The organism is Sphingobacterium wenxiniae (assembly GCF_900116225.1).
GTDB lineage: Bacteria > Bacteroidota > Bacteroidia > Sphingobacteriales > Sphingobacteriaceae > Sphingobacterium > Sphingobacterium wenxiniae.
This window is the reverse complement of the sequence record NZ_FOZZ01000001.1, coordinates 1-22,798: the sequence shown is the minus strand read 5'-3', so window position 1 is coordinate 22,798 and position 22,798 is coordinate 1. Positions and strand designations below refer to the sequence as shown.

The 22,798-nt window shown below is 41.0% G+C and carries 23 protein-coding genes and 1 pseudogene; 15 read left to right on the top strand and 9 right to left on the bottom strand.

Annotated features, from left to right (window positions below; all coding sequences use genetic code 11):
* The first annotated feature begins 1 nt into the window (after nucleotide 1).
* Complete coding sequence (locus tag BM375_RS00120; RefSeq protein WP_093363149.1) at nucleotides 2-949, top strand: siderophore ABC transporter substrate-binding protein; 948 nt, start codon at nucleotides 2-4, stop codon at nucleotides 947-949.
* The gene (locus BM375_RS00115) at nucleotides 946-1,743 is read left to right on the top strand and encodes a siderophore-interacting protein (protein WP_093363148.1); all 798 of its coding nucleotides are present in this window, start codon (nucleotides 946-948) and stop codon (nucleotides 1,741-1,743) included. Before BM375_RS00120 ends, BM375_RS00115 begins: the two co-directional genes overlap by 4 nt.
* 40 nt (nucleotides 1,744-1,783) lie before the next feature.
* On the opposite strand, the gene BM375_RS00110 is transcribed toward BM375_RS00115, so the two are convergent.
* On the bottom strand, nucleotides 1,784-2,488 hold the full coding sequence (locus BM375_RS00110) for an LOG family protein (protein WP_093363147.1): 705 nt from the start codon (nucleotides 2,486-2,488) through the stop codon (nucleotides 1,784-1,786).
* A 160-nt stretch (nucleotides 2,489-2,648) separates the two neighbouring features.
* Between BM375_RS00110 and recR the strand changes: the two genes are divergently transcribed.
* Nucleotides 2,649-3,263, top strand: coding sequence for a recombination mediator RecR (gene recR / locus BM375_RS00105; RefSeq protein ID WP_093363146.1), 615 nt, complete (start codon nucleotides 2,649-2,651; stop codon nucleotides 3,261-3,263).
* 12 nt (nucleotides 3,264-3,275) lie between these two features.
* Here the strand turns inward: recR and BM375_RS00100 are convergent, their stop codons facing one another.
* The 3 genes from BM375_RS00100 to BM375_RS00090 are packed head-to-tail and all read right to left on the bottom strand — an operon-like array spanning nucleotide 3,276 to nucleotide 6,186.
* Nucleotides 3,276-4,481, bottom strand: coding sequence for an MDR family MFS transporter (locus BM375_RS00100; RefSeq protein WP_093363145.1), 1,206 nt, complete (start codon nucleotides 4,479-4,481; stop codon nucleotides 3,276-3,278).
* 15 nt (nucleotides 4,482-4,496) lie between these two features.
* Entirely contained in the window at nucleotides 4,497-5,462 is a 966-nt protein-coding gene (locus BM375_RS00095) for a bifunctional metallophosphatase/5'-nucleotidase (protein ID WP_093363144.1), read from the bottom strand.
* Entirely contained in the window at nucleotides 5,437-6,186 is a 750-nt protein-coding gene (locus BM375_RS00090; RefSeq protein WP_244525773.1) for a 5'-nucleotidase C-terminal domain-containing protein, read from the bottom strand. The genes BM375_RS00095 and BM375_RS00090 overlap by 26 nt, the downstream gene beginning before the upstream one ends.
* 135 nt (nucleotides 6,187-6,321) lie before the next feature.
* Here BM375_RS00090 and BM375_RS00085 point away from each other — a divergent pair, with 135 nt between their 5' ends.
* Together BM375_RS00085 and BM375_RS00080 are read left to right on the top strand one after the other, a co-directional pair.
* Nucleotides 6,322-7,308, top strand: a complete 987-nt coding sequence (locus tag BM375_RS00085) for a hypothetical protein (RefSeq protein WP_212611591.1) — start codon at nucleotides 6,322-6,324, stop codon at nucleotides 7,306-7,308.
* Nucleotides 7,271-9,616 carry a hypothetical protein gene (locus BM375_RS00080; RefSeq protein ID WP_093363143.1) on the top strand — a complete coding sequence of 782 codons (2,346 nt, stop codon included), beginning with the start codon at nucleotides 7,271-7,273 and terminating at the stop codon, nucleotides 9,614-9,616. Before BM375_RS00085 ends, BM375_RS00080 begins: the two co-directional genes overlap by 38 nt.
* 46 nt (nucleotides 9,617-9,662) lie before the next feature.
* On the opposite strand, the gene BM375_RS00075 is transcribed toward BM375_RS00080, so the two are convergent.
* Entirely contained in the window at nucleotides 9,663-10,910 is a 1,248-nt protein-coding gene (locus BM375_RS00075) for a PQQ-dependent sugar dehydrogenase (RefSeq protein WP_093363142.1), read from the bottom strand.
* Between the two features lie 62 nt (nucleotides 10,911-10,972).
* The gene (locus BM375_RS00070) at nucleotides 10,973-12,016 is read right to left on the bottom strand and encodes an AI-2E family transporter (RefSeq protein ID WP_093363141.1); all 1,044 of its coding nucleotides are present in this window, start codon (nucleotides 12,014-12,016) and stop codon (nucleotides 10,973-10,975) included.
* 166 nt (nucleotides 12,017-12,182) lie between these two features.
* Between BM375_RS00070 and BM375_RS00065 the strand changes: the two genes are divergently transcribed.
* Nucleotides 12,183-13,238, top strand: coding sequence for a nucleoid-associated protein (locus BM375_RS00065; protein WP_093363140.1), 1,056 nt, complete (start codon nucleotides 12,183-12,185; stop codon nucleotides 13,236-13,238).
* On the top strand, nucleotides 13,222-14,316 hold the full coding sequence (locus BM375_RS00060; protein WP_170852540.1) for a DUF3810 domain-containing protein: 1,095 nt from the start codon (nucleotides 13,222-13,224) through the stop codon (nucleotides 14,314-14,316). Before BM375_RS00065 ends, BM375_RS00060 begins: the two co-directional genes overlap by 17 nt.
* A 4-nt stretch (nucleotides 14,317-14,320) precedes the next feature.
* On the opposite strand, the gene BM375_RS00055 is transcribed toward BM375_RS00060, so the two are convergent.
* Complete coding sequence (locus BM375_RS00055; protein WP_093363138.1) at nucleotides 14,321-15,481, bottom strand: MFS transporter; 1,161 nt, start codon at nucleotides 15,479-15,481, stop codon at nucleotides 14,321-14,323.
* Nucleotides 15,482-15,590: 109 nt separating this feature from the next.
* Between BM375_RS00055 and BM375_RS00050 the strand changes: the two genes are divergently transcribed.
* Both BM375_RS00050 and BM375_RS00045 read left to right on the top strand, forming a co-directional pair.
* Nucleotides 15,591-16,310 (top strand): carboxylesterase family protein, encoded by a 720-nt coding sequence (locus BM375_RS00050; protein ID WP_093363137.1) that lies wholly within the window; start codon nucleotides 15,591-15,593, stop codon nucleotides 16,308-16,310.
* A 43-nt stretch (nucleotides 16,311-16,353) separates the two neighbouring features.
* The gene (locus tag BM375_RS00045; protein ID WP_170852539.1) at nucleotides 16,354-17,421 is read left to right on the top strand and encodes a PA0069 family radical SAM protein; all 1,068 of its coding nucleotides are present in this window, start codon (nucleotides 16,354-16,356) and stop codon (nucleotides 17,419-17,421) included.
* Nucleotides 17,422-17,585: 164 nt separating this feature from the next.
* On the opposite strand, the gene BM375_RS00040 is transcribed toward BM375_RS00045, so the two are convergent.
* Together BM375_RS00040 and BM375_RS00035 are read right to left on the bottom strand one after the other, a co-directional pair.
* Nucleotides 17,586-17,990 carry a DUF5606 family protein gene (locus BM375_RS00040; protein ID WP_093363536.1) on the bottom strand — a complete coding sequence of 135 codons (405 nt, stop codon included), beginning with the start codon at nucleotides 17,988-17,990 and terminating at the stop codon, nucleotides 17,586-17,588.
* A gap of 13 nt (nucleotides 17,991-18,003) precedes the next feature.
* A complete protein-coding gene (locus tag BM375_RS00035; RefSeq protein ID WP_093363135.1) occupies nucleotides 18,004-18,462 on the bottom strand; it encodes a peptidylprolyl isomerase in 459 nt (152 codons plus the stop codon).
* A 162-nt stretch (nucleotides 18,463-18,624) separates the two neighbouring features.
* Between BM375_RS00035 and radC the strand changes: the two genes are divergently transcribed.
* From radC to BM375_RS00005, 6 genes and pseudogenes are all read left to right on the top strand, one after another.
* Complete coding sequence (gene radC, locus BM375_RS00030) at nucleotides 18,625-19,314, top strand: RadC family protein (protein WP_093363134.1); 690 nt, start codon at nucleotides 18,625-18,627, stop codon at nucleotides 19,312-19,314.
* The gene (locus BM375_RS00025) at nucleotides 19,298-20,125 is read left to right on the top strand and encodes a carboxypeptidase-like regulatory domain-containing protein (RefSeq protein ID WP_093363133.1); all 828 of its coding nucleotides are present in this window, start codon (nucleotides 19,298-19,300) and stop codon (nucleotides 20,123-20,125) included. The genes radC and BM375_RS00025 overlap by 17 nt, the downstream gene beginning before the upstream one ends.
* A 10-nt stretch (nucleotides 20,126-20,135) precedes the next feature.
* Nucleotides 20,136-20,339, top strand: coding sequence for a hypothetical protein (locus BM375_RS00020; RefSeq protein ID WP_093363132.1), 204 nt, complete (start codon nucleotides 20,136-20,138; stop codon nucleotides 20,337-20,339).
* A 36-nt stretch (nucleotides 20,340-20,375) separates the two neighbouring features.
* Nucleotides 20,376-21,602 carry a DEAD/DEAH box helicase gene (locus tag BM375_RS00015; protein ID WP_093363131.1) on the top strand — a complete coding sequence of 409 codons (1,227 nt, stop codon included), beginning with the start codon at nucleotides 20,376-20,378 and terminating at the stop codon, nucleotides 21,600-21,602.
* Between the two features lie 5 nt (nucleotides 21,603-21,607).
* Nucleotides 21,608-22,468: a hypothetical protein gene (locus BM375_RS00010; protein ID WP_139227460.1), complete on the top strand. Its 861-nt coding sequence runs from the start codon at nucleotides 21,608-21,610 to the stop codon at nucleotides 22,466-22,468.
* An 86-nt stretch (nucleotides 22,469-22,554) separates the two neighbouring features.
* Nucleotides 22,555-22,798, top strand: a pseudogene (locus tag BM375_RS00005) (IS256 family transposase); the annotation flags it as partial.

Sequence of the window (22,798 nt, the reverse complement as noted above, 5' to 3'; positions counted from 1 at the left end):
CATGAAAAAACACAATATAATTATATTAGCACTTTATATAATTGCTGTATCTGTTTTTGTATCAGCCTGTAACTCGGATAATAAGCAAACAGGTGATACAACAGATTCTGTAGAAATAACCCATAAACTTGGCAAGACACCCATCAAAAAACTGCCTACACGTATTGTGACTTTGGATATTGGCGCTTTGGAAACGCTCACTGCTTTGGGGGTAACACCTGTTGGAGTTCCGAAGAAATATATGCCTGAATATTTGGATGGGTTAAAAAACAATGCAGATGTTGCCGATGTAGGTTCGGTTATCGAACCGGATTTCGAAGCCATCAATGCGGTTTCTCCGGACCTCATCTTAATGTCTACGCGCCAGGAAAGGTTCTATGAAGAGTTGAGCCATATCGCACCTACCATTTTTATCGGTACGGATAATAAAAATTACTTGCCTTCCTTTAAGGAAAATACCATGCTGTTGGCTTCTATCGTTAATAAGGAAGATGTGGCCAATGAAAAATTGCAAGCTTTGGAAGCGAAAATTAAGTCCGCACAGGAACGATTTGAACAAGATTCTAGTAAAGCACTTTTCTTAATTTATAATAATGGTAAGTTCAGTGCATTCGGTCAGGGGAGCCGTTTTGGCTTTATACACGATGTATTGCATATCAAACCAGTGATGGAACTGCAAGATGAATCGGTACATGGTCAAAAGGTCTCCAATGAACTTATTGCGGAAGCCAATCCCGATTATCTCTTCATTGTGGACCGAAATTCTGCCGTAGTCGGTAAGAAAGCCAATCTTAGTGAAGTCGAAAATCCATTGGTTAAGCAGACCAATGCCTATAAGAACCAGAAAATCTTTTATTTGGATCCGAATCTATGGTTTATTTCCGGTGGTGGATTGACATCGGTCGATTTGATGGTGGATGACATCGTGAAGAAGCTGGAGGTAAAATGACAACGGATGTAAAGATCGCACGACATGTTTTTCAGGTTGTTCAAAAGGAGCGATTAACCCCGCATTATATCCGTATCCACTTACGGGGTGACGGTGCGCAGGATTTTGCCCCATGCACGCTGGGTGTAAACAACAAGATTTTTATCCCACAAGACAGTGCTTCGGAAGTCATATTTCCTACATCGGGCATTGACTCAGATGATTTAAAGCCCATTGTTCGGACGTATACCCACCGTGCAATAGATTTGACAAAAAATCAAATCACCATCGACTTTGTTGACCATGGAGAAAGCAGCCCGGCTTCTGCATGGGCAAGGAATGCAAAGGAGGGAGATTCGTTAGGCGTAGCGATGAAACTGGTCAGCAAACCGCTGTACCCCCAAGCAGACTGGTATTTTCTTATTGGTGATGCTACGGCTCTGCCTGTGCTTTCTTGTATATTGGAAAGCTTACCGTTGGAAGCTAAAGGGCATTGCATCATTGAAGTTGCTTCAACCGCGGATATATTGCCTGCGGTTCAACATCCCGGTTTTACGGTACAATGGCTATACAATCCTCACCCGGAATTGGGTAGCACATTAGCAGAAGAGGCAATGAAAGTACAAATACCTGCGGAAGCGAATCGCTTTGCTTATGTTGCAAGCGAATACAGCAGTGTAAAACAGCTTAGGCACTATTTCCGAGAAAAGTTAGGCTGGTCAAATAAAGAATTATATGCTTTTTCTTATTGGAAAGCTGGAGAGGCTGAAGACGCTTCTGTGAAGAGTAGGCAAGAGGAAAAGAGCGGAACGTAATATCTTTCTGGCAGGTCGAAACCTGCCAGAAAGATATTATTTAGAAATTTGGTTTTAGCAGATACTTATCGTAGAAACGGAAGATATGCTCCACGGCTTCTTCTGCTGTATCGACAAAACGGTAGAGTTTCAAGTCCTCTTCGGATATATACGCATTTCCTAACATGGTTTTTTCTACCCAGTTAAAAAGCCCTTGCCAGTAATCTGTTCCGACCAATACGATTGGAAAACGGGCGATTTTCCCTGTTTGGATTAATGTAATGGCTTCAAACAGCTCATCCATCGTTCCGAAGCCACCCGGCATCACGATATAACCTTGAGAGTATTTCATAAACATAACCTTACGAACAAAGAAATAATTAAATTCCAGCAGCTTGTCGCGGTCTATGTACTTGTTGTGAAATTGCTCAAAGGGCAATTCTATGTTCAATCCAACGGATTTACCTCCGGCTTCGTAAGAACCCTTGTTGGCCGCTTCCATAATACCGGGGCCACCACCCGAAATAACGCCATAGCCCCGCTCAGCCAATAGGCGAGCGATTTCTACCGTCATCTTATAATATTTATGTTCATGATGCGTGCGTGCTGAACCAAAAATTGATACACAAGGACCTATTTTTGCGAGTTTCTCAAATCCATCGACGAACTCGGCCATAATTTTAAAAATCTGCCAAGAGTCTTTTACCTTGATTTCTTGCCAGGTTTTATTGGCGAATGAATGTCTGATTTTATCGTCTTTTGTCATAAATGCAGAATTAACGTCTTTAAAAATTAACTATTTTAATAGGAATAGTTAGCATGAAAGCAATATATAAAATATCTGTCTATTTGGCAAACATGAAAAATAGGATGTATCAGGAAAACAAAAAACCTTTATTTTACGTTAATCTTTGTAATTTTGCATTATGAACTTTTCATCCCGATTATTGGAACAGGCTGTCGATGAGTTTGGCCGTCTGCCCGGTGTAGGTAAAAAAACGGCTTTGCGTTTGGTGCTGCATTTGTTGAAGCAGTCGGATGGCGAAGTCGCTCGTTTTACAGGGGCAATCAATCAGCTTAAGGAACAAATCAAGTATTGCAAGACCTGCTTTAATATCTCGGATAATCAAGAATGTGAAATTTGTGCTTCGTTGAAAAGGGATCATCAAACTATTTGCGTGGTGGAAGATACCCGGGATGTAATGGCGATCGAGAATACCAATCAATATCAAGGTGTGTACCATGTGTTGGGTGGATTGATTTCGCCGATGGATGGAGTTGGACCCTCTGACTTAAAGATAGAACCTTTAATTGAACGGATAAAACAGTTTGAAGTTAAGGAAGTTATCTTAGCTTTAAGTGCAACAATGGAAGGGGATACCACTATATTTTATCTTTACCGCAAACTTAAGGACTTTAATATACAGATCAGTACGATTGCCCGGGGTATTGCTTTTGGTGGGGAGCTGGAATATGTCGATGAAATTACATTAGGACGTTCGATTGCTACCCGTGTGCCATACGAGCGAAATGTAGGGTAATAGCTGCTGTTATTAGAACCGCCTTAATATCCAGCTAAAGCCTAAACTAACCACAGCAAGGACAATAGCCGACGAATACCACAAAGCTTCGTAGCCGTAATGCTCGGCAATATAAGTGCCTAAGTAGGGCGAAAAGATCATAGCAGAAGCGAAAGACAGCGAGTTGAAGCCCATGTACGCACCCTGTGTATTTGGTGTGGCGCGGGAAGCACTGATTGTTGCTGTAAAGGGCAAGGTCAGCATCTCGCCGACGCAAAGCACTGCCATAGCTAAATAAAGCCAAGCGATACCAAATGGGGCATTGAGCATTAAATAAGAGAGTGCAGCAATCGCTGTACCGTAAATCATAATCTGCCGAGGACTGAACCGCTTTTCGATGCCGTGAATCAAAATCATTTCAAAGAGAACAATAACGAAGCCATTAAATCCTAAAATCATTCCCACAGCGCCTTCGCTCATCTGCATTACTTCCTTGTAAAACAGTGGGAGTGTGCTCAATAGTTGAAAAAATGCCATCGAAAAAAGACAACAAAAAATATTGAATACGATGAAAGGACCATCCAGATAAGCGTTTCTGTCTTGGGTAGTGACGGTCGTTTTTAGCGTTGGCACGGAAGGATGTGCATTCCGGGGCTTGCGGTTATGGAAGAAATAAATAAACACAACTGCCGCGATGAATGCAGCAAATGCATTCCCGATAAAAATCCAATTGTAGGAAATCATAGCCAAAGCACCGCCAAGGGCAGGTCCGATGGAGAAACCCAAATTGATCGCCATGCGGTTCAAAGAGTAAGCTCTCGTCAGGTTTTCACGTTTGGCATAACGCGCTACTGCAACGGAGTTGGCAGGTCGGAATGTATCACCTACAAGTGTCATAACAAAAATCATTGCAGCCAATCCCTCAAACTCTCGAAAATAAGGTAGGGATAAAAATAGTGGAATGGTCAATATTAAGCTTGTTGCTTGTATTTTAAAGCTTCCTAACCTATCGGTGAGCCAGCCGCCCAACCATGAACCAAATACGGATCCGAGACCAAAGCATCCGAGTACAATGCCAACCTGTTGCTTGGAAAAATGTAACTCTGTGGACATATATATACTCAAAAAAGGAAGTACCATAGAGCCCATACGGTTAATGAGCATGACCAATGCCAATAACCAAGCCTCTTTGGAAAGCCCCTTATAAGAGTCAATATAGAGTTGAACTATTCTCCGCAAAACAACTGTATGATTTTAGACAGTAATCGTTTTATCAGCAATTATTTGGTGGTCTATTGTATAGTTCGTAGCCTGTAGGTTTTTCTTCTTCGTTTTCTTGTTGAAGGAAATATCTAATCTGCCCAAACGAACGCCCGCAAACCCGACCTGGTTCACCCATACTTCTTCACCATCCAAATTTCTTACGAGAGTTGGCTCATCTAAAAAGGTATGGGTATGTCCGCCCAAAATAAGGTCTACATTTCGGGTTTCTGCGGCTAAGCGCAAATCGGAAACCTTATCGTCCTGATAACTATAACCCAGATGCGAAAGACAGATAACCAGGTCGCATTTCTTTTCCTGTTTGAGCTGTGCAGCGATGCGATTGACCACAGGAATTGGGTCGAGGTAAGTCATGCCCTTATGGCTATTCGGGTCTACCAACCCCGTAACGTCAATGCCGATACCCGTTAGCCCGATCCGGATACCACCCTTTTCAAGGATGATAAAATCCTTTGTTCGTCCTTCCAATACAGTGCCTTTAAAGTCGTAATTAGCCGTGAGAAACGGAAAATTAGCCTTATCAAGGTGTTTGACCAATCCCTGCAAGCCATTGTCAAATTCATGATTGCCAAATGTACCAGCTTCATAACCTAGTTTGGACATCAATTCAAGCTCAAGCCGTCCTTCAAACATATTGAAATAGGGCGTACCTTGAAACATATCACCGCAATCGAGCAACAGTACGTTTTTCTCTTCTTGCCGTATTTTATTGATAAGAGTGCTACGACGCGCTACGCCACCCAAGCCTTGGTAGGGTGAGCCATCCATCGGGAAAGGCTCTATCCGGCTATGCACATCGTTAGTATGCAAGATGGTAAGCCTGATTTCTTTTCCTTCGGGCTTTGCCCATGCAGGTACAGTTGTATAAGCCGCTGCGGCAGTTAATGCCAGGCTTTGTTTGATAAAACGACGTCTATTGTATGATACGAACTCTTCCATCTAATTGCACTTGAATGTTTTTACCTTCTTTTGTTAATGCTTCCACGTATTCAATCAATGTTTCGCGGATTCTCTGATCATAATCTTGACGTGCTACCACGTGATTAAAGAAATCCACATAATCGCCACCATTGGCTAAGTAATCGTAGGTTGCCAGTTTATAGGTAGCATCGGGATCGATAGAACGGCCATCAATCAAGAACTCTTTTACGGCGTTTTCCTGGATGACTAACTTTATCCCCCCCGCAGGTTGCCCATGAGTTTTGGCCATATATTCCGCCCAGCGAAGCATATCTGTACCTTTGAGTTTCAAAATAGTTATTCTGTTTTCAAAGGGCATCATCTCGAAGATATTTCCAATGGTTATATTTCCGGCATTTAAACCCGCGCGAATACCGCCCTTTGTCGCAAAGCTGGCCTGTACTTCGGGATCTAATTGTTTAGCCTTCCATAATAAGGCGTCGACGAAGAAATTGCCTGCTAAACTTTCCGCTTCGCGTGACTTGGAAATTTGCTGCTCGGCATAACCGATAACGCGGTTCATTTCGGCCTCCAACTGTGCTTTAAATGGTGTATAATAATTTACTATACCGCTATCGGCAGCAATAGTACCATCCATTTGGTAATACCGTTGATGCTGTACAGAAGGTTGAAGCTGCGTTTTACAGGAAGCCAGAAAAAACACACTCAGTAGGAGAGAACCCCAACGAAAAGATGCTTTCATAAACTTGAATTTTGAAGCAAATGTACAGACTTATTCTATCTTTTGTGTGACTTTCAAATGAAATGTTTGTAAATTCTTAGGTGCATAGATTAACAGCTTTTCAACATACGAACATCTTTCTGTATTTTTGACTATATGAAAAAGTGGCTGGCTATCTTATCGGTTTTTCTTTTAGCTTCGTGTGTTCCCGATACTGAAAAGACACCTCTTTCTTTTTATTTCTGGCGAACCTCTTTTCAGCTTTCCCAAACGGAAAAAGATTATTTGCAGGAGCTGGATGTCCGTAAATTATATGTGCGCTATTGTGATGTGGCATTAAAAAACGGTGAAGCCATTCCCGTAGCATCTGTGGTGTTTAATGAATCTCCCGAAAATATAGATATAGTTCCGGTCGTATATATCAAAAATGAAGTTTTTCTTCAAAATTCTGACACGAAGGACTTGGCGGCGAAAATCATGGACTATATCGGGCAGATCAATCGGAAAAATAATATTCAGATAAACGAAGTTCAGTTTGATTGTGACTGGAGCTTAAAATCCAAAGATCATTACTTTCAGTTTATTGAGGAAGCAAAGAAGCTACAGCCGAACCTCTCAGCAACGATTCGGCTGCACCAAGTCAAATACTCCAAAAAAACGGGAGTTCCGGCTGTGCAGCATGGGGTTCTGATGTATTATAATATGGGGACAATCGACGTGGGTGACCAAAATTCGATTTACGATCAAAATATTGCCCACCGGTATATCCAATCTTTTTCACAATATCCCTTACCTTTGGATATTGCGTTACCCATATTCAGTTGGGGAGTGCATATTCGGAAAAATCAGGTAACGAATCTTATTGGCGGAATGCGTTTGAAAGATATGCAAAACGACCATTTTGACAAGCTCTCCGACCATAAGTTTCAGGTGACGGAAGATTTTATGTACGAAGGACGTTACCTTGCTAAGGGTGATATTATTAAAATAGAAGAACCGTCCGCAAAGCAATTAAAAGAGATGGTGGCGGATCTCAGAAAAAGTATAAAAAATAAACCTAAAGAAATTATTCTTTACGATTTAAACGAACAAAATTTAACAGAATATGAAACAGATGTTTATCAGACTGTTAGCTACTGGTAGTACCTTTGCTGCAATAGCCTTTGGGGTTTATGCTTACGGCTGTGCCAGCGATTGGTGGGGGCCGGGATATAACTCAATATTTTCACCGGAAATTACCGTCAATAACAAGAAGTACGAACCCTTTTTCTACGATGATTATACGACGTTCTATAACGGCTATAGCATTGAAAGGAGCACGGAATTGTTCAAGGAAGAGACAATAAAGGAGTGGACGAGCTACCTGGAGCAATATGATGAAAAAACAGTGGCTTATTATCTCTATGATAAGGAATTGACCGAGGTGTTGGCAGATATTTCACAATCCAAGAACCTCGCCAAAGAGTGGAATAAGCATGTGCTGAGCACTTACGCATTGGATTTCAGCAAGCAGAAAACCAAAAACTTCGCCGCGTTTGTTTTACTGTCGAGAGGTCTTGAAACCTATTCCAATCAGACTTATAACTACTGGGATTATAATGACCGGATTACGCGTCATGCTGATCAGGATTTTGTAGATGAAAAAGAGCGCGTATACAAAAAAGCATCCAAAAGGGACAAGTTTTATAAGAATCGCCTGTGGTTTCAGGTATTGCGTGCTAAATTTTATTCCGAGGATAAAGCTTCGGTTATTGAGTTTTTTGAGAAAACCGCTAAGGATCAACCCAAAAACTCACTTTATTACCAGGGATTGAGCTATGTGGCAGGGGCTTATAAACATTCCGGGAATTATAAAAAATCTAATGCTTTGTTTTCACAAATCTTTGACGAATTTGAACCCTTGATGCCTGCGGCTTTGTTTGATTATAAACCGCTTCCCGAAACGGAATTTGAAGAATCTGTGAAATTGGCTTCGAATACATCGACCAAAGAAACGCTATATGCTTTGCAAGGTTACTATACCAATGGTTTTGAGAAGATGACAGCGTTGTATGAAATCAACCCGGCATCGAAGCATTTGGATTTTCTGCTGTCGCGTTGGGTAAATATCGATGAGCAAAGCATTAATATCTATACCGAATATGCCACTTTGGATATTATTGATGCCCAAAAGGCAAAATCAGAGTTAAAAAGCAAGGTCGATGCTTCCGAATTGCAATGGATCAATCGGGCAGCAGAGGAGCAAAAGGTTGCCAATCCGTATATCTGGAAGGCGGCTGCGGCTTATTTCAACTCTTTTGTAGGTGATTACCAAACATCAGCAAAGCAATTGGGGGAGGCTTATCAATTGGCAAAAAATGAGGAAGAGAAAGCACAGGTCATAAGCTTACGCTTACTGAATAACCTGTTGAGCCTGGACAAAATCGACAAAAATGGCGAGGAGAAATTAATTGCCGATGTGACCTGGCTGTTTTATGATCCGTCCAATACGGAGTATGACGTGTATACTTCGCCCAAAAGAATTAACTATTTGCAGATGTTTACGAAAAAATATCTGAGTGCGATATACAAGGGCGAAGGCAATACGTTGATGGCTGAACTGACCTATCCGGTAAAAGGTTTTTTCAAAGATCAGAACCGGAGTGTGGCTATGGAGAAGTTGCTGTTGAGCGAAACGCGAACGGCATGGCAGGACGTTTTCGCTGGTATTTACCCGTATAAACTGGCGGATATTTACGAAAGCCGGGGTATTTATCTGTTTTACGAAGATAAAATAGAAGAAGCTATTGCTGAATTTGAGAGAATTACCCCTTTTGAGATGCGTGAATACAATTGGGAAACGCAGGAATATGAAACCAAAGAAGTGGATTATAAAACAGTGGAACTACTTGGAAACCCGTTTAATGGTAAAATCAAAGATTGCAATGACTGTGACCATAAAGACAAGCAACCGGTCAAATATTCGCAACTGTCTTTTTTGAAAAAGGTACAAGAAATGAAAGAAAAGATTGCGCAGGATGAAGATGTTTATAACAATGCCCTGTTAGTAGGTAATGCCTTTTACAATACATCATATTTCGGTAATGCCCGACGTTTTTACTACAACAATGTGATTGGTGAATATGGCAGCAATTATATTGAAGAAGCTAATAAACCTGCCCTCCATAACATGGAAAATGCCGGTAAATATTACGAATTGGCATTAAAACATGTGCAAAATGCGGAACAAGGTGCAAAAATCAATTATCTGCTTGCCAAAGTGGAACGGAATGATTTTTATGCAATACAGTATTTTAGTCAGCCGTATTTTTATCCGTATAGTGACAACCTGGTAAGCTTTAAAGCCTGGAAAGGTTTTGAGGAGCTGAAACAAAATTACGCCGATACCAAATATTATCAGGAGGTAATCAAAGAATGCGGGTATTTTAGGAAATATGTAGGGATGGAGTAAACACAAAAAAGGCATTCTATTTTAGAATGCCTTTTTTGTGTTTACTTTAATCCTTGCTGATTTTGTACAGACGTCCGGCGTCTGTAATCGCCAAAATCTCACCATCTTTTCCTTGGATCACATCGCGGAAGCGTTGTCCTTCTTTCTCTAATAAACGCTCTTCACCAACAACTTTGTTGTCTTTGATGATAATACGTGCAATATGCGTACTGCTCAATCCACCGATAAATAAGTTGTTTTTCCATTCAGGAATGGCATTTCCTGTATAGAACATTAAGCCTGAAGGAGACAGTACCGGATCCCAATAGTAAACAGGTTGCTCCATGCCTTCTTGTTGCTGTATTGGAGGTGTACCTATTTCTTTACCGCTATATTCCAGACCGTACGTAATTGTTGGCCAGCCATAGTTTTTACCAGCTTCCACACGGTTCAGCTCATCACCTCCGCGTGGGCCAAATTCCGTTTCCCATAAATCTCCTGTTTCAGGATGTAGGGCAATACCTTGTACATTACGGTGTCCGTAGCTGTAGATCTCCGGTAAAGCGTTAGCATCACTTGCAAAAGGATTGCCTGCAGCAGGTTTACCATCGGTCGTAATGCGAACGATTTTACCTAAAGCAGATTTCAAGTCCTGAGATTGCGGGCGTGTAGCCAAGTCAGAACGTTCACCTGTACTTACTAATAAGTTTCCTGATTTATCAAAAATAATACGTCCGCCATAGTGCAGCTTGCCATCATAAGTTGGAAGTGCTTGATAAATCACAGTAGCACCTTCGATTGATTTTTCGTCTTCCGCCAGCTTACCTTTTCCTACAGCGGTGTGGTTTCCACCGTTTACCGGTTCAGAAAATACCCAATACACCATTCTGTTGCTAGCAAAATTAGGATCTAAGGTTAGCCCAAGTAAGCCACCTTGACCCTGTGAATCTACTTTAGGGATACCCGTGATAGCTTCACTAACGGTGCCGTCGGCACTCACGATACGCATAGTACCTTCTTTCTCCGTAACCAAAGCACGACCATCAGGCAGTACGGCGATGCCCCATGGTGACTTTAGTTTGTCGGTCAGAACAGTATGACCGTATGGTGTTGTTGTCTTGACTCCTGCAATGCGGGTCTGACCTTCAAATGCAGGTTTATAGTCTGTATTAGCTTTATTCTTCTCAACAGGAGGATATACGCTATCCGAGGGAGTAACGCTATCGCCCGCATTTGTAGTCGCTGCATTGTTATTGCACGCAACGGTCAACAATGTAGCCGCAGAAAATAAAAATGCTGGAATTGTTTTTTTCATATTATCTATTTGTTTTTTCAAGATGTATAAATATAGTTATAATTCTTAAACTACCTATAATTTTACTCTTTTTGCTCTGCCAGTTCCCGCTTTCGCGAGAGTCTTTTGTTGGTTTTGTATATCTTGACGGTTATCAAAAAATAGACCAATAGTAGCGGTCCGAATACCAAACCAATCAGTCCAAATAGGGGCAATCCAATAATCACACCAACAACGGTGATGATAGGATGGATATCGCCTAGTCTTTTGGCGATGACAAAACGCATGACATTATCAATATTGATAACTAAGCCAAATCCCCATATCAATAAGCCTATTGGTTGCCAGGTCATTCCCTGTGAGAACAAGATAAGCGCAGCTGGTACAAAAACAAGTGGTGGCCCTAAAAGTGGGATAAATGCTAATATGGCCGTGATAACACCCCAAAATATCGGGTCGTTAGCACCAAAAATCCAAAATCCTAAAGACAGCGATGCTCCTTGTACGATGGCAATAATGGTTTGTCCAACTACGTTGGCATAGGTCACATTTTTGAATTCTTGCGCAAATACAGCGACATTTTCCTCGTCGAACGGCATGTAATAGACCAATCCTTTCTCAAAGGATATGTAATTTACGAAAAGGAAATAGAGAATAAAATACATCACCGTAATTTCCAGAAAAAGATTGGCAGCACCTCCTAAAGTGGTGGTCAGCAATCCACCTAGATAAGTAGTGCTCGATTCTAATTGTTTCTCAATGAGGTCGGTTCTACCTAATTTATCGCCCACAAATTCGTTCACGCTACTGACAAGGTTTGTAATCCAAGCTGGGTTCTGCTGTATTTCAATAGCCTTACTGACTAACATTTTCCCTATTCCATAGAAAGGAAGTACAATAATGAGGAGAGAAAGAATAATAATGGTTACGGCGGCGATGGGGCGAGGCCATTTCCAACGTTCTATAAGGAAGACATTCATGTCCCGGAATAGGGTATACATCAAAAATGTACCCAAAAAAGCCCCAAATAGGCCTCTTGTGGCATATAGTAATAGAGCACCTAATACGATAATCATTATTAGGATGATAATATTCCGTTCTTTTTGAGAGAAAACCTCGTTATTCATATGTCTGCGTGAATGAGAATGCTATGGATATATAACAATTTGATTGTCGTTAAGTTTGTGATCTCTTTGAATTTATGTCCCTGTTTTTGTGGGCACTCCTTGTTTTGTATATCTACATCTAACAATAGCATTTGGATAACTGAATTTTTAAGTTTTACTTTGAACCATGTTTTTTCACCAAGACGCCACTTTTGAGCAACTTTCTATACACCGGGTAGGTAATAAAGCCCAGGACGAGTTTTATATCCTATCGGATGAACCTGTTGATTTAAGCAATGATGAAGTATTGCCTGATCTGTTGATGCAGTACTTCATGAAGCCATTTGCGAAGGCCAATGAGGTTTACCGTTTTTACCACCCTAATGATGATTTGCAATTGAATGAAGTCTACTATTTTGCCAAGCAATATTTTGATGCAAAGATTTCTTTTCATGAGATGTCACAGCAGTTGAGCAAACACCTGTACGAAGTCTCTGAGCATCCTAAGATTAAGGCTGGAGAGGTATATGTCGTTGCTTTAAAAAATGTGCAGATAGAAGGTGAGGAGCATGATGCTATCGGTGTTTTCAAATCCGAGAACAAAGAAGCATATCTAAAAGTTTACCCGAATGCGGGAGGTTTCCAGTTGGATTATGAGCAGGAAGCGATTAATATCAACAAATTAGATAAAGGTGTTGTAATTGTTAATGTGGAGGAAGAAGAAGGTTACAAGGTGCTGGTCGTTGACCAAACCAATCAATCCGAAGCTGTATACTGGAAAGATGATTTCCTAAAGATTAAAACGCGGAATGATAATTTCCAGCAAACAGGTAATTTCATGAAGGTGTACAAAAACTTTGTGACCGAAAAACTAGATGACACCTTCGAATTGGAAAAAGCAGATAAAATCGACTTGCTGAATCGCTCGATGGATTATTTTAAATCCAAGGAAACATTCGATCAAAAGGAGTTTGAAGAAGAAGTGATTGGTAATCCGGATGCCATATCGCTGTTCAAAAGCTATCAACAAAACTTTGAAGAGGAATTTGACAGCCCTTTCCAAACTAATTTTGAAATCGCTTCTCCCGCTGTCAAAAAAATGTCTTCAGCGTATAAATCCGTAATCAAGCTGGATAAGAATTTCCACATATACGTGCATGGAAAACGAGAATATCTGGAAACAGGTTTTGATGAAGATAAAGGGATGAATTACTATAAGTTATACTTTGAGAACGAAAGTTAAAGTACAGATACAGAATTTCAGAAAGAGACAAATTTATTGCTGGATATTAGTCGGCAATGCCATATTGTTTATCTTGCTTTTTGTCCTGCAACAATTTCCTTCTGTCGTAGAGAATTTCTACAGCAGGGGCTTTTATCCTTATTTTTCTTATCTGCCTAAGCTGTTATTTAGTTGGTTGCCTTTTAGCATGGGCGACCTTTTTTATGGAGTGATAGTTGGCTTCCTTTGCTATCATTTTTTCATGTTGCTGATTTCTTGCTTTAAAAAGCATTGGCAAAAAGGGCTGGATAAGCTGCTGTTGATTCTGTGCATTTCGGCCTCTTTGTATGCCTATTTCTATGTAAGCTGGGGGATGAATTATTATAGACATCCCTTACACCAGCAAATGGGATTACATATTCCGGAACATATCGAAGAAGAGGATTACCTGCGTGTAGTGGATAAATATATCCAACAGGCAAATCATTTAAGAGCACAAATTGTTTTGGAAGATTTGAACAAGGAAGAAGCGAAGGAAATATTGGTCAATACGATGAAAACCGACAGTACATTTGCCGGTACATTGAGCAAAACCCAAGTCAAGGTGAAATCTCCGCTTTCCAGCGAACTGGTATCCCATTTTACGGTTGCCGGTTATTTCAATCCCTTTACCCATGATGTGCAGGTAAACGAAAAAATCTATATAGCATCCTATCCGTTTACGGTTGTGCACGAGTTGAGCCATCAGATGGGCATAGGATTTGAAGATGAATGTAATTTTATCGCCTTCCTAAAGTTAAAGAATCATCCTAACCCATGGTATGCATATTCGGTAAGTTATGAAACACTAAAATACCTTTTGCGCGCACCTTACTTTAGAGGTAAGGAAAAGTATCAAGCATATTATGGCAAATTATCCGATGAAGTAAAAGCAGATTATGAGGCTGAACGAGCATTATGGTTATCCTATTCCGGATGGATCAACCGTGTTTCCGATTTCTTTTATAGCGGTTACCTCAAACACAACAACCAGCCTGAAGGCATGGCCCGTTATTCCATGATGAGCAGATTGGTTGTCGCTTGGGAAATGAAGCCGTAATACCCTACCGATTCATTTGCGGACGGACAACCTTTGTCAAGAACACATAAGCAAGCAATGCACCCGTCGAGGCCATTCCTACACCAATCAAAGAAGGATAGTTATAGGCAAACCCCAAGGTAATAGGAATAGAGCCAAAATAAGCCCCCAGTGTATTTCCGATATTAAAGCTAGCTTGCCCTGCAGCTGCAGCAAATGTTTCTGCACCTTTTGCATTGTTGATAAGCATCATTTGCAATGGTGAACCAATAGTAAATGATATCATCCCTGTAATAAATGCCATAGGATAGGCCGAAGCTTTTATTGGCGATATAAAGAATAGGATTAACAGGCAGATGGCCATAGCCGAAAAACAACCAATTGCGGCTTTGCTTGGTGAAAAAGTATCAGCCATTTTTCCGCCTAAAATATTCCCAAAGAACATCCCGCAGCCAATCAATATCATAATGAGCGGAACTCTATCTTCAGCAAGACCAGATACGGTGGTCACCAAGGGAGCGATATAAGACATCCAGGCAAACAAACCACCTGTACCGATAGCGATTACCGCTACCATCAGCCAAGCATCCCAGCGGGTAAAGTAACGTATCTGCTGAAAGATATTATTGTTTTTCCGTGCTTCGAAATCAGGCATCCAAAGGTAGATGGCCAGAAATGTAATTAGCCCTAAGAAACTAATAACCGCATAGGTAAACCGCCAAGAATAATGGTGTCCGATATATGTTCCCAATGGTACGCCGGCAAGATTGGCAATCGTCATTCCGGTAAACATCATCGCGATGGCCTGTGCTTCTTTCCCTGGCTTAGCCAGGCGTGCAGCCACCACCGACCCGACACCGAAAAAAGCGCCATGTGGTAAGCCAGACATGAAACGAGAGATAAAAAGAGTCAAGTTATTCGGTGCAAGCGTAAACAATCCGTTGAAGATAAAAAACAACAGCATCAAAAACAGAAGGACTTTCTTAGGGGAATACTTCGAAGTGAAAGCGACCAATGTTGGAGCGCCTACAACTACACCCAAAGCATACAATGCGATTAGATTACTGGCTTTGGGAATGCTGATACCTAAGTCTTTGGCGACATCGGGAAGAATTCCCATCATGGTAAATTCCGTCATTCCTATAGCTAAGCCCCCGAATGCCAAGGCGATTAATCCTTTATTCATAGTATCTACGATAATAAGCCGACAAAGGTAATCTTTATTTGGGAAGAATTTATGCTTTAACTTTCGTATTTTCGCAAGCGAAAAAAAGTAGACATAACCTTTTAACATCATGTTACGATTTGTGTTTAATATATTATCAGTTTCGGCTATATCTAAATATATACTGCTACTTGCTTTTTTGACTGCAGGACAGGTTTTTGGACAGCAAGAGGCTGTAAAAGGTAAAGCTGCATACAACTTCTTGATCGATACAGATAATTATAAAGAAGATATAGCCGGACCTTTATTGATTTTCCTGCATGGGCGGAGTTTGTCAGGCAATGATTTGAACCGTGTCAAACGCTATGGTGTATTATATGCCAAGAATAGAGGTTTAGATATTCCCTCGTCAGTTATCATTGCACCACAGACCTCTAATGGCTGGGATCCGGATAAGGTGAAAAACGTGTTGGATTATGTTCTGGCAAACTATAATGTAGATCCTAACCGAGTGTATGTATGTGGTATGAGTATGGGCGGATATGGCACGATGGATTTCGTGGGGAAATATCCTGAATCGGTTGCTGCAGCGGTTGCAATTTGTGGTGGTGGTACACTTAAATATGCTGAAAACTTAGCAAAAGTGCCTATTTGGATTCAACATGGCAGTGCCGATAGAGCTGTTCCTGCTTCCGAGTCAAAGAAAATATACAATGCCATAAAAAAAGCTGATCCCAAAGCTGACGCTACACTAACCATCATCCCTGGTGGAACACACGGTAGTGTCGAACGGCTTTTCCACAGAGATGATATATACGAATGGATGTTCCAATACAGTAAAGGGAATTAAATAATTATACTCAAAAATACTAAATATTTTAGTATTTTTGAGTATGGATACATCGTCGGAATATTTCAAAGGTAGGGGAGCACAGATCAATCCCAATAACAAATTCTTTACGAACCAATATGTGCAGGAGCATATAGAAGGGTTGGACGAACCTTTTCTTGAAGCAACGAAAACCCAACTTATTGCTACTTATCCCAAGTCGATATTAAGTCAGGTCGATAGTCCGGATATTGGGTTCTACAAGTCTTTAAATCCCTATCAAGGTTGTGAACACGGCTGCATATATTGCTATGCGCGCAATGCGCATGAATACTGGGGGTATAGTGCAGGTTTGGATTTTGAACGAAAGATTTTGGTTAAGTACAATGCGCCGACATTGTTAGAAGAAACGTTTAATAAGAAGAGCTATAAACCTGAAGTGATTTTCCTGTCGGGTAATACTGATTGTTATCAGCCCATTGAGCGTAAATTAGGACTGACACGATCCCTATTGGAAATTATGCTACGTTATAAACATCCGGTGTCCATGATAAGTAAAAACGTGCTAATGTTACGGGATTTGGATATACTTACCGAATTGGCTCGATTGCAGTTGATTTCCATATCTGTTACTATCAACAGTCTGCGTGAAGAAGTACGACGAAAAATGGAACCACGGACAGCCACGGCACAAGCACGCCTGAAACTGATAGAACAATTGAGTAAAAACGGGATTCCGGTACACCTGATGGTTGCACCTATAGTGCCAGGGATTAACAGTGATGAAATGCCGTATCTGATTCAGCAGGCGGCCGATGCCGGAGCAAAATGGGCTGGTTATACCATTGTACGGTTAAACGGGGCGATAGCCGATATTTTTAAAGACTGGGTACACAAGAATTATCCGGATCGAGCCGATAAAGTACTCAATGGTATCATGTCCTGTCATGGCGGAAAACTAAATGATTCCGAATGGGGAAGAAGGATTAGAGGAGATGGTAATGTAGCCGAGGGTATTCGACAGCTTTTTAAAATGGGCGTTAAGAAATATATGGGAAAGGATGATTTGCCTGTACTCCGTACGGATATCTTTGAACGGCCTTCTACTGGTGGGCAGTTGAGGTTGTTTTAAACGAGGGTGTCCGAAAAGTCCGCCGTCATCGTCATTGCGAGGAACGAAGTAATCTGATGACGGTAAAAACGCAGATTGCTTCGTCATTTTTCCTCGTCCCGAATGCTTTCGGGAACGCGTTTTTTTAATGATTAACAACCTTTTCGGACATCCTCATTATTCTTTTACTGTAAGGGAGCCGGAGCTTCCTCTTCAAATAGAGGTAATTCTTTGATGATGTTATACCAAGTGACAATTTTCTTGATATCCGAACTGTACACGCGCGATTCATCGTGGCCCGGAGCAACTTCACGGAAAAACTCGCGAAGTGTGTTTCCATCAGCTTTTACATCTGGTGTCTCTCCACCTTTTGTTTTGATAGCCTCAAAGATATCCAGTAGACGGATCTCTTCTTCATCACCATAGATGGTAATATCTTCCAAAGTCGCCATTTTAGTGGTCGACAAATTAACAGAAGTTTTGATTTTTTTCTCGTCCAACGATTCTAAGATAAAACCGCCTTTATTTTGACCTACTAACTTAAACAATCCCGGTTTTCCGGTTACAGAAACTAAAGCTCTTAAATTCATATCGTATTTGCTCTTAATCTTCAATAACTTCAATGCTCAAAATACGATCGCCTTGACGGATATCGTCTACTACGTCAACATTCTCGATAACTTTACCGAAACAAGTGTGGTTTCTATCTAAGTGAGCAGTATTATTGCGGCTATGGCAAATAAAAAACTGAGAACCACCTGTATTACGACCTGCGTGCGCCATTGATAACACCCCGCGATCGTGGTATTGGTTTTCCCCTGTCAACTCACAGTCTATATGATAACCGGGACCACCTGTTCCCGGAATGCCTGTAGCACCTTCACGTGAGTTGGGGCAACCGCCTTGAATCACAAAATCTGGGATAACACGGTGGAAAGTCAATCCGTCGTAATAACCTGATTTTGCCAATTTAATAAAATTAGCAACTGTATTTGGAGCGTCTTCTGTGTAGAACTGCACAGTCATGTCGCCTTTTTCTGTCTTGATAATTGCTTTGCTCATAATCTTTAATTTTTAACCTACGAAACTGCAAAGATAAAATTTCTTGCCGAAAAGGGAGTTCTCAAGAGGTTAAGAATTGTTAAGGTGTTTGTGTACAGGTCTTTGATTTTTGTTTTTAGGCAAATCTTTGTATCTTAGAAGGACTGACAAAGATTCGAGCCTATGCAAGGTAAATTGATTATTCGAGAATGGGATGAAGCAGACCGTCCGCGTGAAAAGTTAATGGAACAGGGCAGGAGAGCACTTACAAATGCAGAATTGCTAGCCATTCTGATTGGCTCCGGTTCAAAGGATGAGACTGCGGTCGAATTGTGTCGTCGTATCCTTTCGGATGCTCGTAATAATTTGAGTGTGCTTTCGAAATTTGATGTGGAGCATCTTTGCCAGTACAAAGGGATAGGCGAAGCGAAAGCGATTAGTATTGTTGCAGCATTGGAGCTGGGGCGTAGGAGGCGGGATGAAGAAGAAGTGAAAGAGCCTGTTCTTAACAGTAGCAAACGCGTGTATGAATATTTTAGGGATCAGTTGCAAGACCTACCCCATGAAGAATTTTGGGTACTTTATTTAAATGCTGGATGTAAATTAGTTGACCGTCGGTTGATAGGTCGTGGTGGAGCAGATTTTACACCTGTAGATATACGCATGGTGTTACAGCATGCATTGATGGCCAAGGCACACTCGATGATTCTTGTGCATAATCACCCCTCTGGAACGTTGAGGGCAAGCCGCGCAGATAGGGATATTACCGATAAATTAGTTAAGGCTGCTCAGCTTATGGACATAAGGGTCAATGACCATATTATTTTTACCGATACGGCTTATTTAAGTTTTAGAGATGAGGGATTATTTTAGCGCGCAAATGCTCCGATGGTTCATCTTATTTCTAGGGATAGTGATTTATTCTAGTTCGTTTGCACAAAAAGGGCTTGAAGGTAAGGTTATCGATGCGCGGGGTGTGCCGGTAGCTGGTGCATCTGTTTATATAAATAACAGTACGGTGAGTAGCAGCTCCGATAAGGATGGACGTTTTCGGCTTGTCACCAATTTGCAGGGCAATATCGAGCTGGTGATAAGTAGTATCGGTTTTCAAACTCAAACCGTGAATTTGGTGTTGCCTACCGACCAATCTCTTCAAATTGTCCTTCAACCCAAATCTATCGAAATTGAGGAAGTTGTAGTACAGGCTTATGATAAAGACGGTTGGCAACAATGGGGCAGGTATTTTACCGAAACCTTTATAGGTCTGGGGGAAAATGCTGAAAAGACTAAAATTCTCAATCCTGATGTGCTTCGTTTCCGGTACAATAAAGCAGCAAAGAAGCTGCGTGTATGGGCAGTTGAGACACTGCAAATCGAGAATAAAGCGCTGGGCTACCATATCAAATATGATTTGGGGCATTATGAATCAGATTTTGCAGAACGTACCATTCAGTATTCAGGCTATGCGAATTATACGGTGCTGAGCGATAAGAGAAGTATAAGAAGGAATAGGGAGAAGACCTATAATAGTTCATTTATGAAGTTTGTTCGCAGTATATACAATGCACATTGGGCGCAAGATGGTTATACCGTTAGAGCATTAAAGAAGTTAAGAAACGAAGACAAATTTGAGGCTGACAGTATTTTGAAAGTAGTTAATAGGATCGTACAATATACCCCATAATAACCTTGAGATGGAAAATGGTTATTTTGAACAAAATCGAGATGGGATGGGGCACTCTGAACTCTCTATTATTACAGTTCAGGAAATATGGATAGATCCGCAGGGGAATTTCTACCCAGGTGTAGACTGGATGTTGCAGGGATATTGGTCTTGGCATTCCAAATTATCCAATATGCTGCCTTTTGATTATTGGCCTTCCAATAAAAATCCTTAACTTAGTGTAATTTTAACAAATTAAGCATAAAGCACATTGAAATTTAGTGAATTTGGCTTTGTTTCCACATTGGAAGAAGGCTTAGACAGCATGGGATTTGCCGATGCAACCCCCATTCAAGAACAGACCATCCCGGTTATTTTACAGCATAAAGATATCATTGCCTGCGCACAGACAGGTACAGGAAAGACAGCAGCATACCTGTTGCCCATTTTGCACAAACTTGCTGAAAATCCGCAAGAACGTATAAATACCCTCATTTTAGCACCTACTAGAGAGTTAGCCTTACAGATAGACCAACAGATTATGGGCTTGGGATACTTTACAGGTGCAACTTCTATTGCCGTATATGGTGGCGGTGATGGAATGGGGTATGAGCAACAAAAGCGTGCCATGCGCGAAGGTGTAAATATCATTGTGGCAACTCCCGGAAGGCTTATCAGTCACATGTCTTCGGGTAAATTTGATTTCAGCCATCTGCAGCATTTGGTATTGGATGAAGCTGATACCATGTTGGATATGGGATTTTATGATGATATCATCCGTATCATCAGCTATCTGCCGAAAAAAAGACAAAGCCTGTTGTTTTCAGCGACCATGCCACCTAAAATCAGAGCATTAGCGAAGAAAATCCTGCATGAGCCTGAAGAAGTTAATATTGCGATTTCTAAACCATCGGAAGGCATAGATCAGCATGCATACATGGTTTATGATCCGCAGAAGGATACACTTATTCATCATTTGCTGAAAAATCCGGATTATGAAAGTGTCATCATCTTTGCTTCCAAAAAAAGTATTGTCAAAACGCTTGCGCGGGATCTGGCGAAACAAGGTATTGCAGCCGAAGGGTTTCACTCGGATTTGGAACAGAGCCAGCGTGAAAATATTATTAACCAGTTTCGTTCACGTCGTTTGCGCGTCCTTATCGGAACAGATGTGATATCACGGGGGATTGATATTGTTGGCATAAGCCTGGTCGTGAATTATGATGTTCCACCAGATCCAGAGGATTATGTGCATCGGGTAGGACGTACAGCACGAGCTGCTACGACAGGAACCGCAATTACTTTTATCAATGAGAAGGATCAGAATCGTTTTTCCCGAATCGAGAGACTGGTGGAATATGAAATTGAAAAACGTCCGCTGCCGGAAGGCTTTCCGGAAGGTCCTCGATATGCGCCCGGGTCAAGGTACAATGGTAATAGAAAACCGTTTCGTAAGAAGAAGCCACAGCAATACAATCGGAAACCAAAACAAGGATAAGCTGTATGAAAAAATGGGTATTTCTATTTTTGTTCGTACCATTTTACCTGCATATTATGGCACAAGACACGCTTTATACGTATCATGATGATGGTCGCATAGCTGAAAAGAAAGTAATGTCCAGATTTGAGCCGGAAACGGTTCAACTGTTGGAGCGTTATGTAGACGATCAGCTCCAATCGGTAGTCTATTACGACTTCACGATTGCGGATAACCCGCAGGACTCTTATGAAGGTATCTATCAAGGTGGGGCGCCTTTTTCTGGATACTTTAAGCTGTATAGATTGATTGATGATATCCAGCTTATAGATTATTATGAAGAAGGGCAGTTAAAATACCGTTACTCCTTTGAGCTTTTAGAGCAATTGGAAGGCTATATGCATTATATCTACGACAAAGAGACTACATATAAAGACGGCCGTATTGTTAACGGTCCGGATTATAAACTTGTTGGTCGGGAAAGATTAAATACGTTTTACTATGAAGAAGGTGAAATCAATGCTTTTGATGTTAATCTCTTCGCCATGCATTATTTTAACAGGTTAACCTTTACAAAAAGTGATGGACAGCTCATAGTTACGGAGATGCAAAGTCCGGTACAACTACATATTTCAGAGCCAAACGGAATTTTAAAAATAGACGTTTTTGAAGAGGATAATCTTATTGCTAGTTTAACAGTTCCTGTTAATTTTGATAAAGACAGTGAATTGAATGCGTATCATGAATTGGAAAATAGAGGCGATGTGATGACAAGTATTTTCTTTATGTGTCTTTTTTTAGAACCAGATAGTCTCGACCAGCTGTTTCAAAAGTTAATGGTGCATTTCCAACAAGAGAACATGGAAGATGTTATGGTGTATGAATAAGGAGAATATCTATTCTTAAAGCTCAATAACAGGAGGGTGTAAAGTAAACTGTGTCAAATAAAGAATTTTTATATTAGACACAGCAAATGGAAAAAGAGGAATTTGATTTTGAGCGCTTCAAGGAAGAAGCAATGAAAGGCCTTTATAAAGGCAAGAAAATGGGTGGTACAGACGGTGTTTTTGCCCCTATGCTAAAACACTTATTGGAATCGATGTTAGAAGGAGAGCTTGATCACCACCTGCAGGAGAATAAAGCTTCCGGAGAGTCGAACCGTAAAAACGGGAAGACAAAAAAGACCGTAAGAAGCCTCCAATCGGGTCATTTTGAAC

What these genes read in the sequence shown, in the direction of transcription:
- BM375_RS00075 (WP_093363142.1), bottom strand. Translation starts at nt 10,910, where the DNA reads ATGAAAAAAACAATTCCAGCATTTTTATTTTCTGCGGCTACATTGTTG.
- BM375_RS00110 (WP_093363147.1), bottom strand. Translation starts at nt 2,488, where the DNA reads ATGACAAAAGACGATAAAATCAGACATTCATTCGCCAATAAAACCTGG.
- BM375_RS00085 (WP_212611591.1), top strand. Translation starts at nt 6,322, where the DNA reads ATGAAAAAGTGGCTGGCTATCTTATCGGTTTTTCTTTTAGCTTCGTGT.
- BM375_RS00035 (WP_093363135.1), bottom strand. Translation starts at nt 18,462, where the DNA reads ATGAGCAAAGCAATTATCAAGACAGAAAAAGGCGACATGACTGTGCAG.
- radC (WP_093363134.1), top strand. Translation starts at nt 18,625, where the DNA reads ATGCAAGGTAAATTGATTATTCGAGAATGGGATGAAGCAGACCGTCCG.
- BM375_RS00120 (WP_093363149.1), top strand. Translation starts at nt 2, where the DNA reads ATGAAAAAACACAATATAATTATATTAGCACTTTATATAATTGCTGTA.
- BM375_RS00065 (WP_093363140.1), top strand. Translation starts at nt 12,183, where the DNA reads ATGTTTTTTCACCAAGACGCCACTTTTGAGCAACTTTCTATACACCGG.
- BM375_RS00095 (WP_093363144.1), bottom strand. Translation starts at nt 5,462, where the DNA reads ATGGAAGAGTTCGTATCATACAATAGACGTCGTTTTATCAAACAAAGC.
- BM375_RS00010 (WP_139227460.1), top strand. Translation starts at nt 21,608, where the DNA reads ATGAAAAAATGGGTATTTCTATTTTTGTTCGTACCATTTTACCTGCAT.
- BM375_RS00025 (WP_093363133.1), top strand. Translation starts at nt 19,298, where the DNA reads ATGAGGGATTATTTTAGCGCGCAAATGCTCCGATGGTTCATCTTATTT.
- recR (WP_093363146.1), top strand. Translation starts at nt 2,649, where the DNA reads ATGAACTTTTCATCCCGATTATTGGAACAGGCTGTCGATGAGTTTGGC.
- BM375_RS00090 (WP_244525773.1), bottom strand. Translation starts at nt 6,186, where the DNA reads ATGAAAGCATCTTTTCGTTGGGGTTCTCTCCTACTGAGTGTGTTTTTT.
- BM375_RS00045 (WP_170852539.1), top strand. Translation starts at nt 16,354, where the DNA reads ATGGATACATCGTCGGAATATTTCAAAGGTAGGGGAGCACAGATCAAT.
- BM375_RS00050 (WP_093363137.1), top strand. Translation starts at nt 15,591, where the DNA reads ATGTTACGATTTGTGTTTAATATATTATCAGTTTCGGCTATATCTAAA.
- BM375_RS00115 (WP_093363148.1), top strand. Translation starts at nt 946, where the DNA reads ATGACAACGGATGTAAAGATCGCACGACATGTTTTTCAGGTTGTTCAA.
- BM375_RS00055 (WP_093363138.1), bottom strand. Translation starts at nt 15,481, where the DNA reads ATGAATAAAGGATTAATCGCCTTGGCATTCGGGGGCTTAGCTATAGGA.
- BM375_RS00040 (WP_093363536.1), bottom strand. Translation starts at nt 17,990, where the DNA reads ATGAATTTAAGAGCTTTAGTTTCTGTAACCGGAAAACCGGGATTGTTT.
- BM375_RS00020 (WP_093363132.1), top strand. Translation starts at nt 20,136, where the DNA reads ATGGAAAATGGTTATTTTGAACAAAATCGAGATGGGATGGGGCACTCT.
- BM375_RS00080 (WP_093363143.1), top strand. Translation starts at nt 7,271, where the DNA reads ATGAAACAGATGTTTATCAGACTGTTAGCTACTGGTAGTACCTTTGCT.
- BM375_RS00070 (WP_093363141.1), bottom strand. Translation starts at nt 12,016, where the DNA reads ATGAATAACGAGGTTTTCTCTCAAAAAGAACGGAATATTATCATCCTA.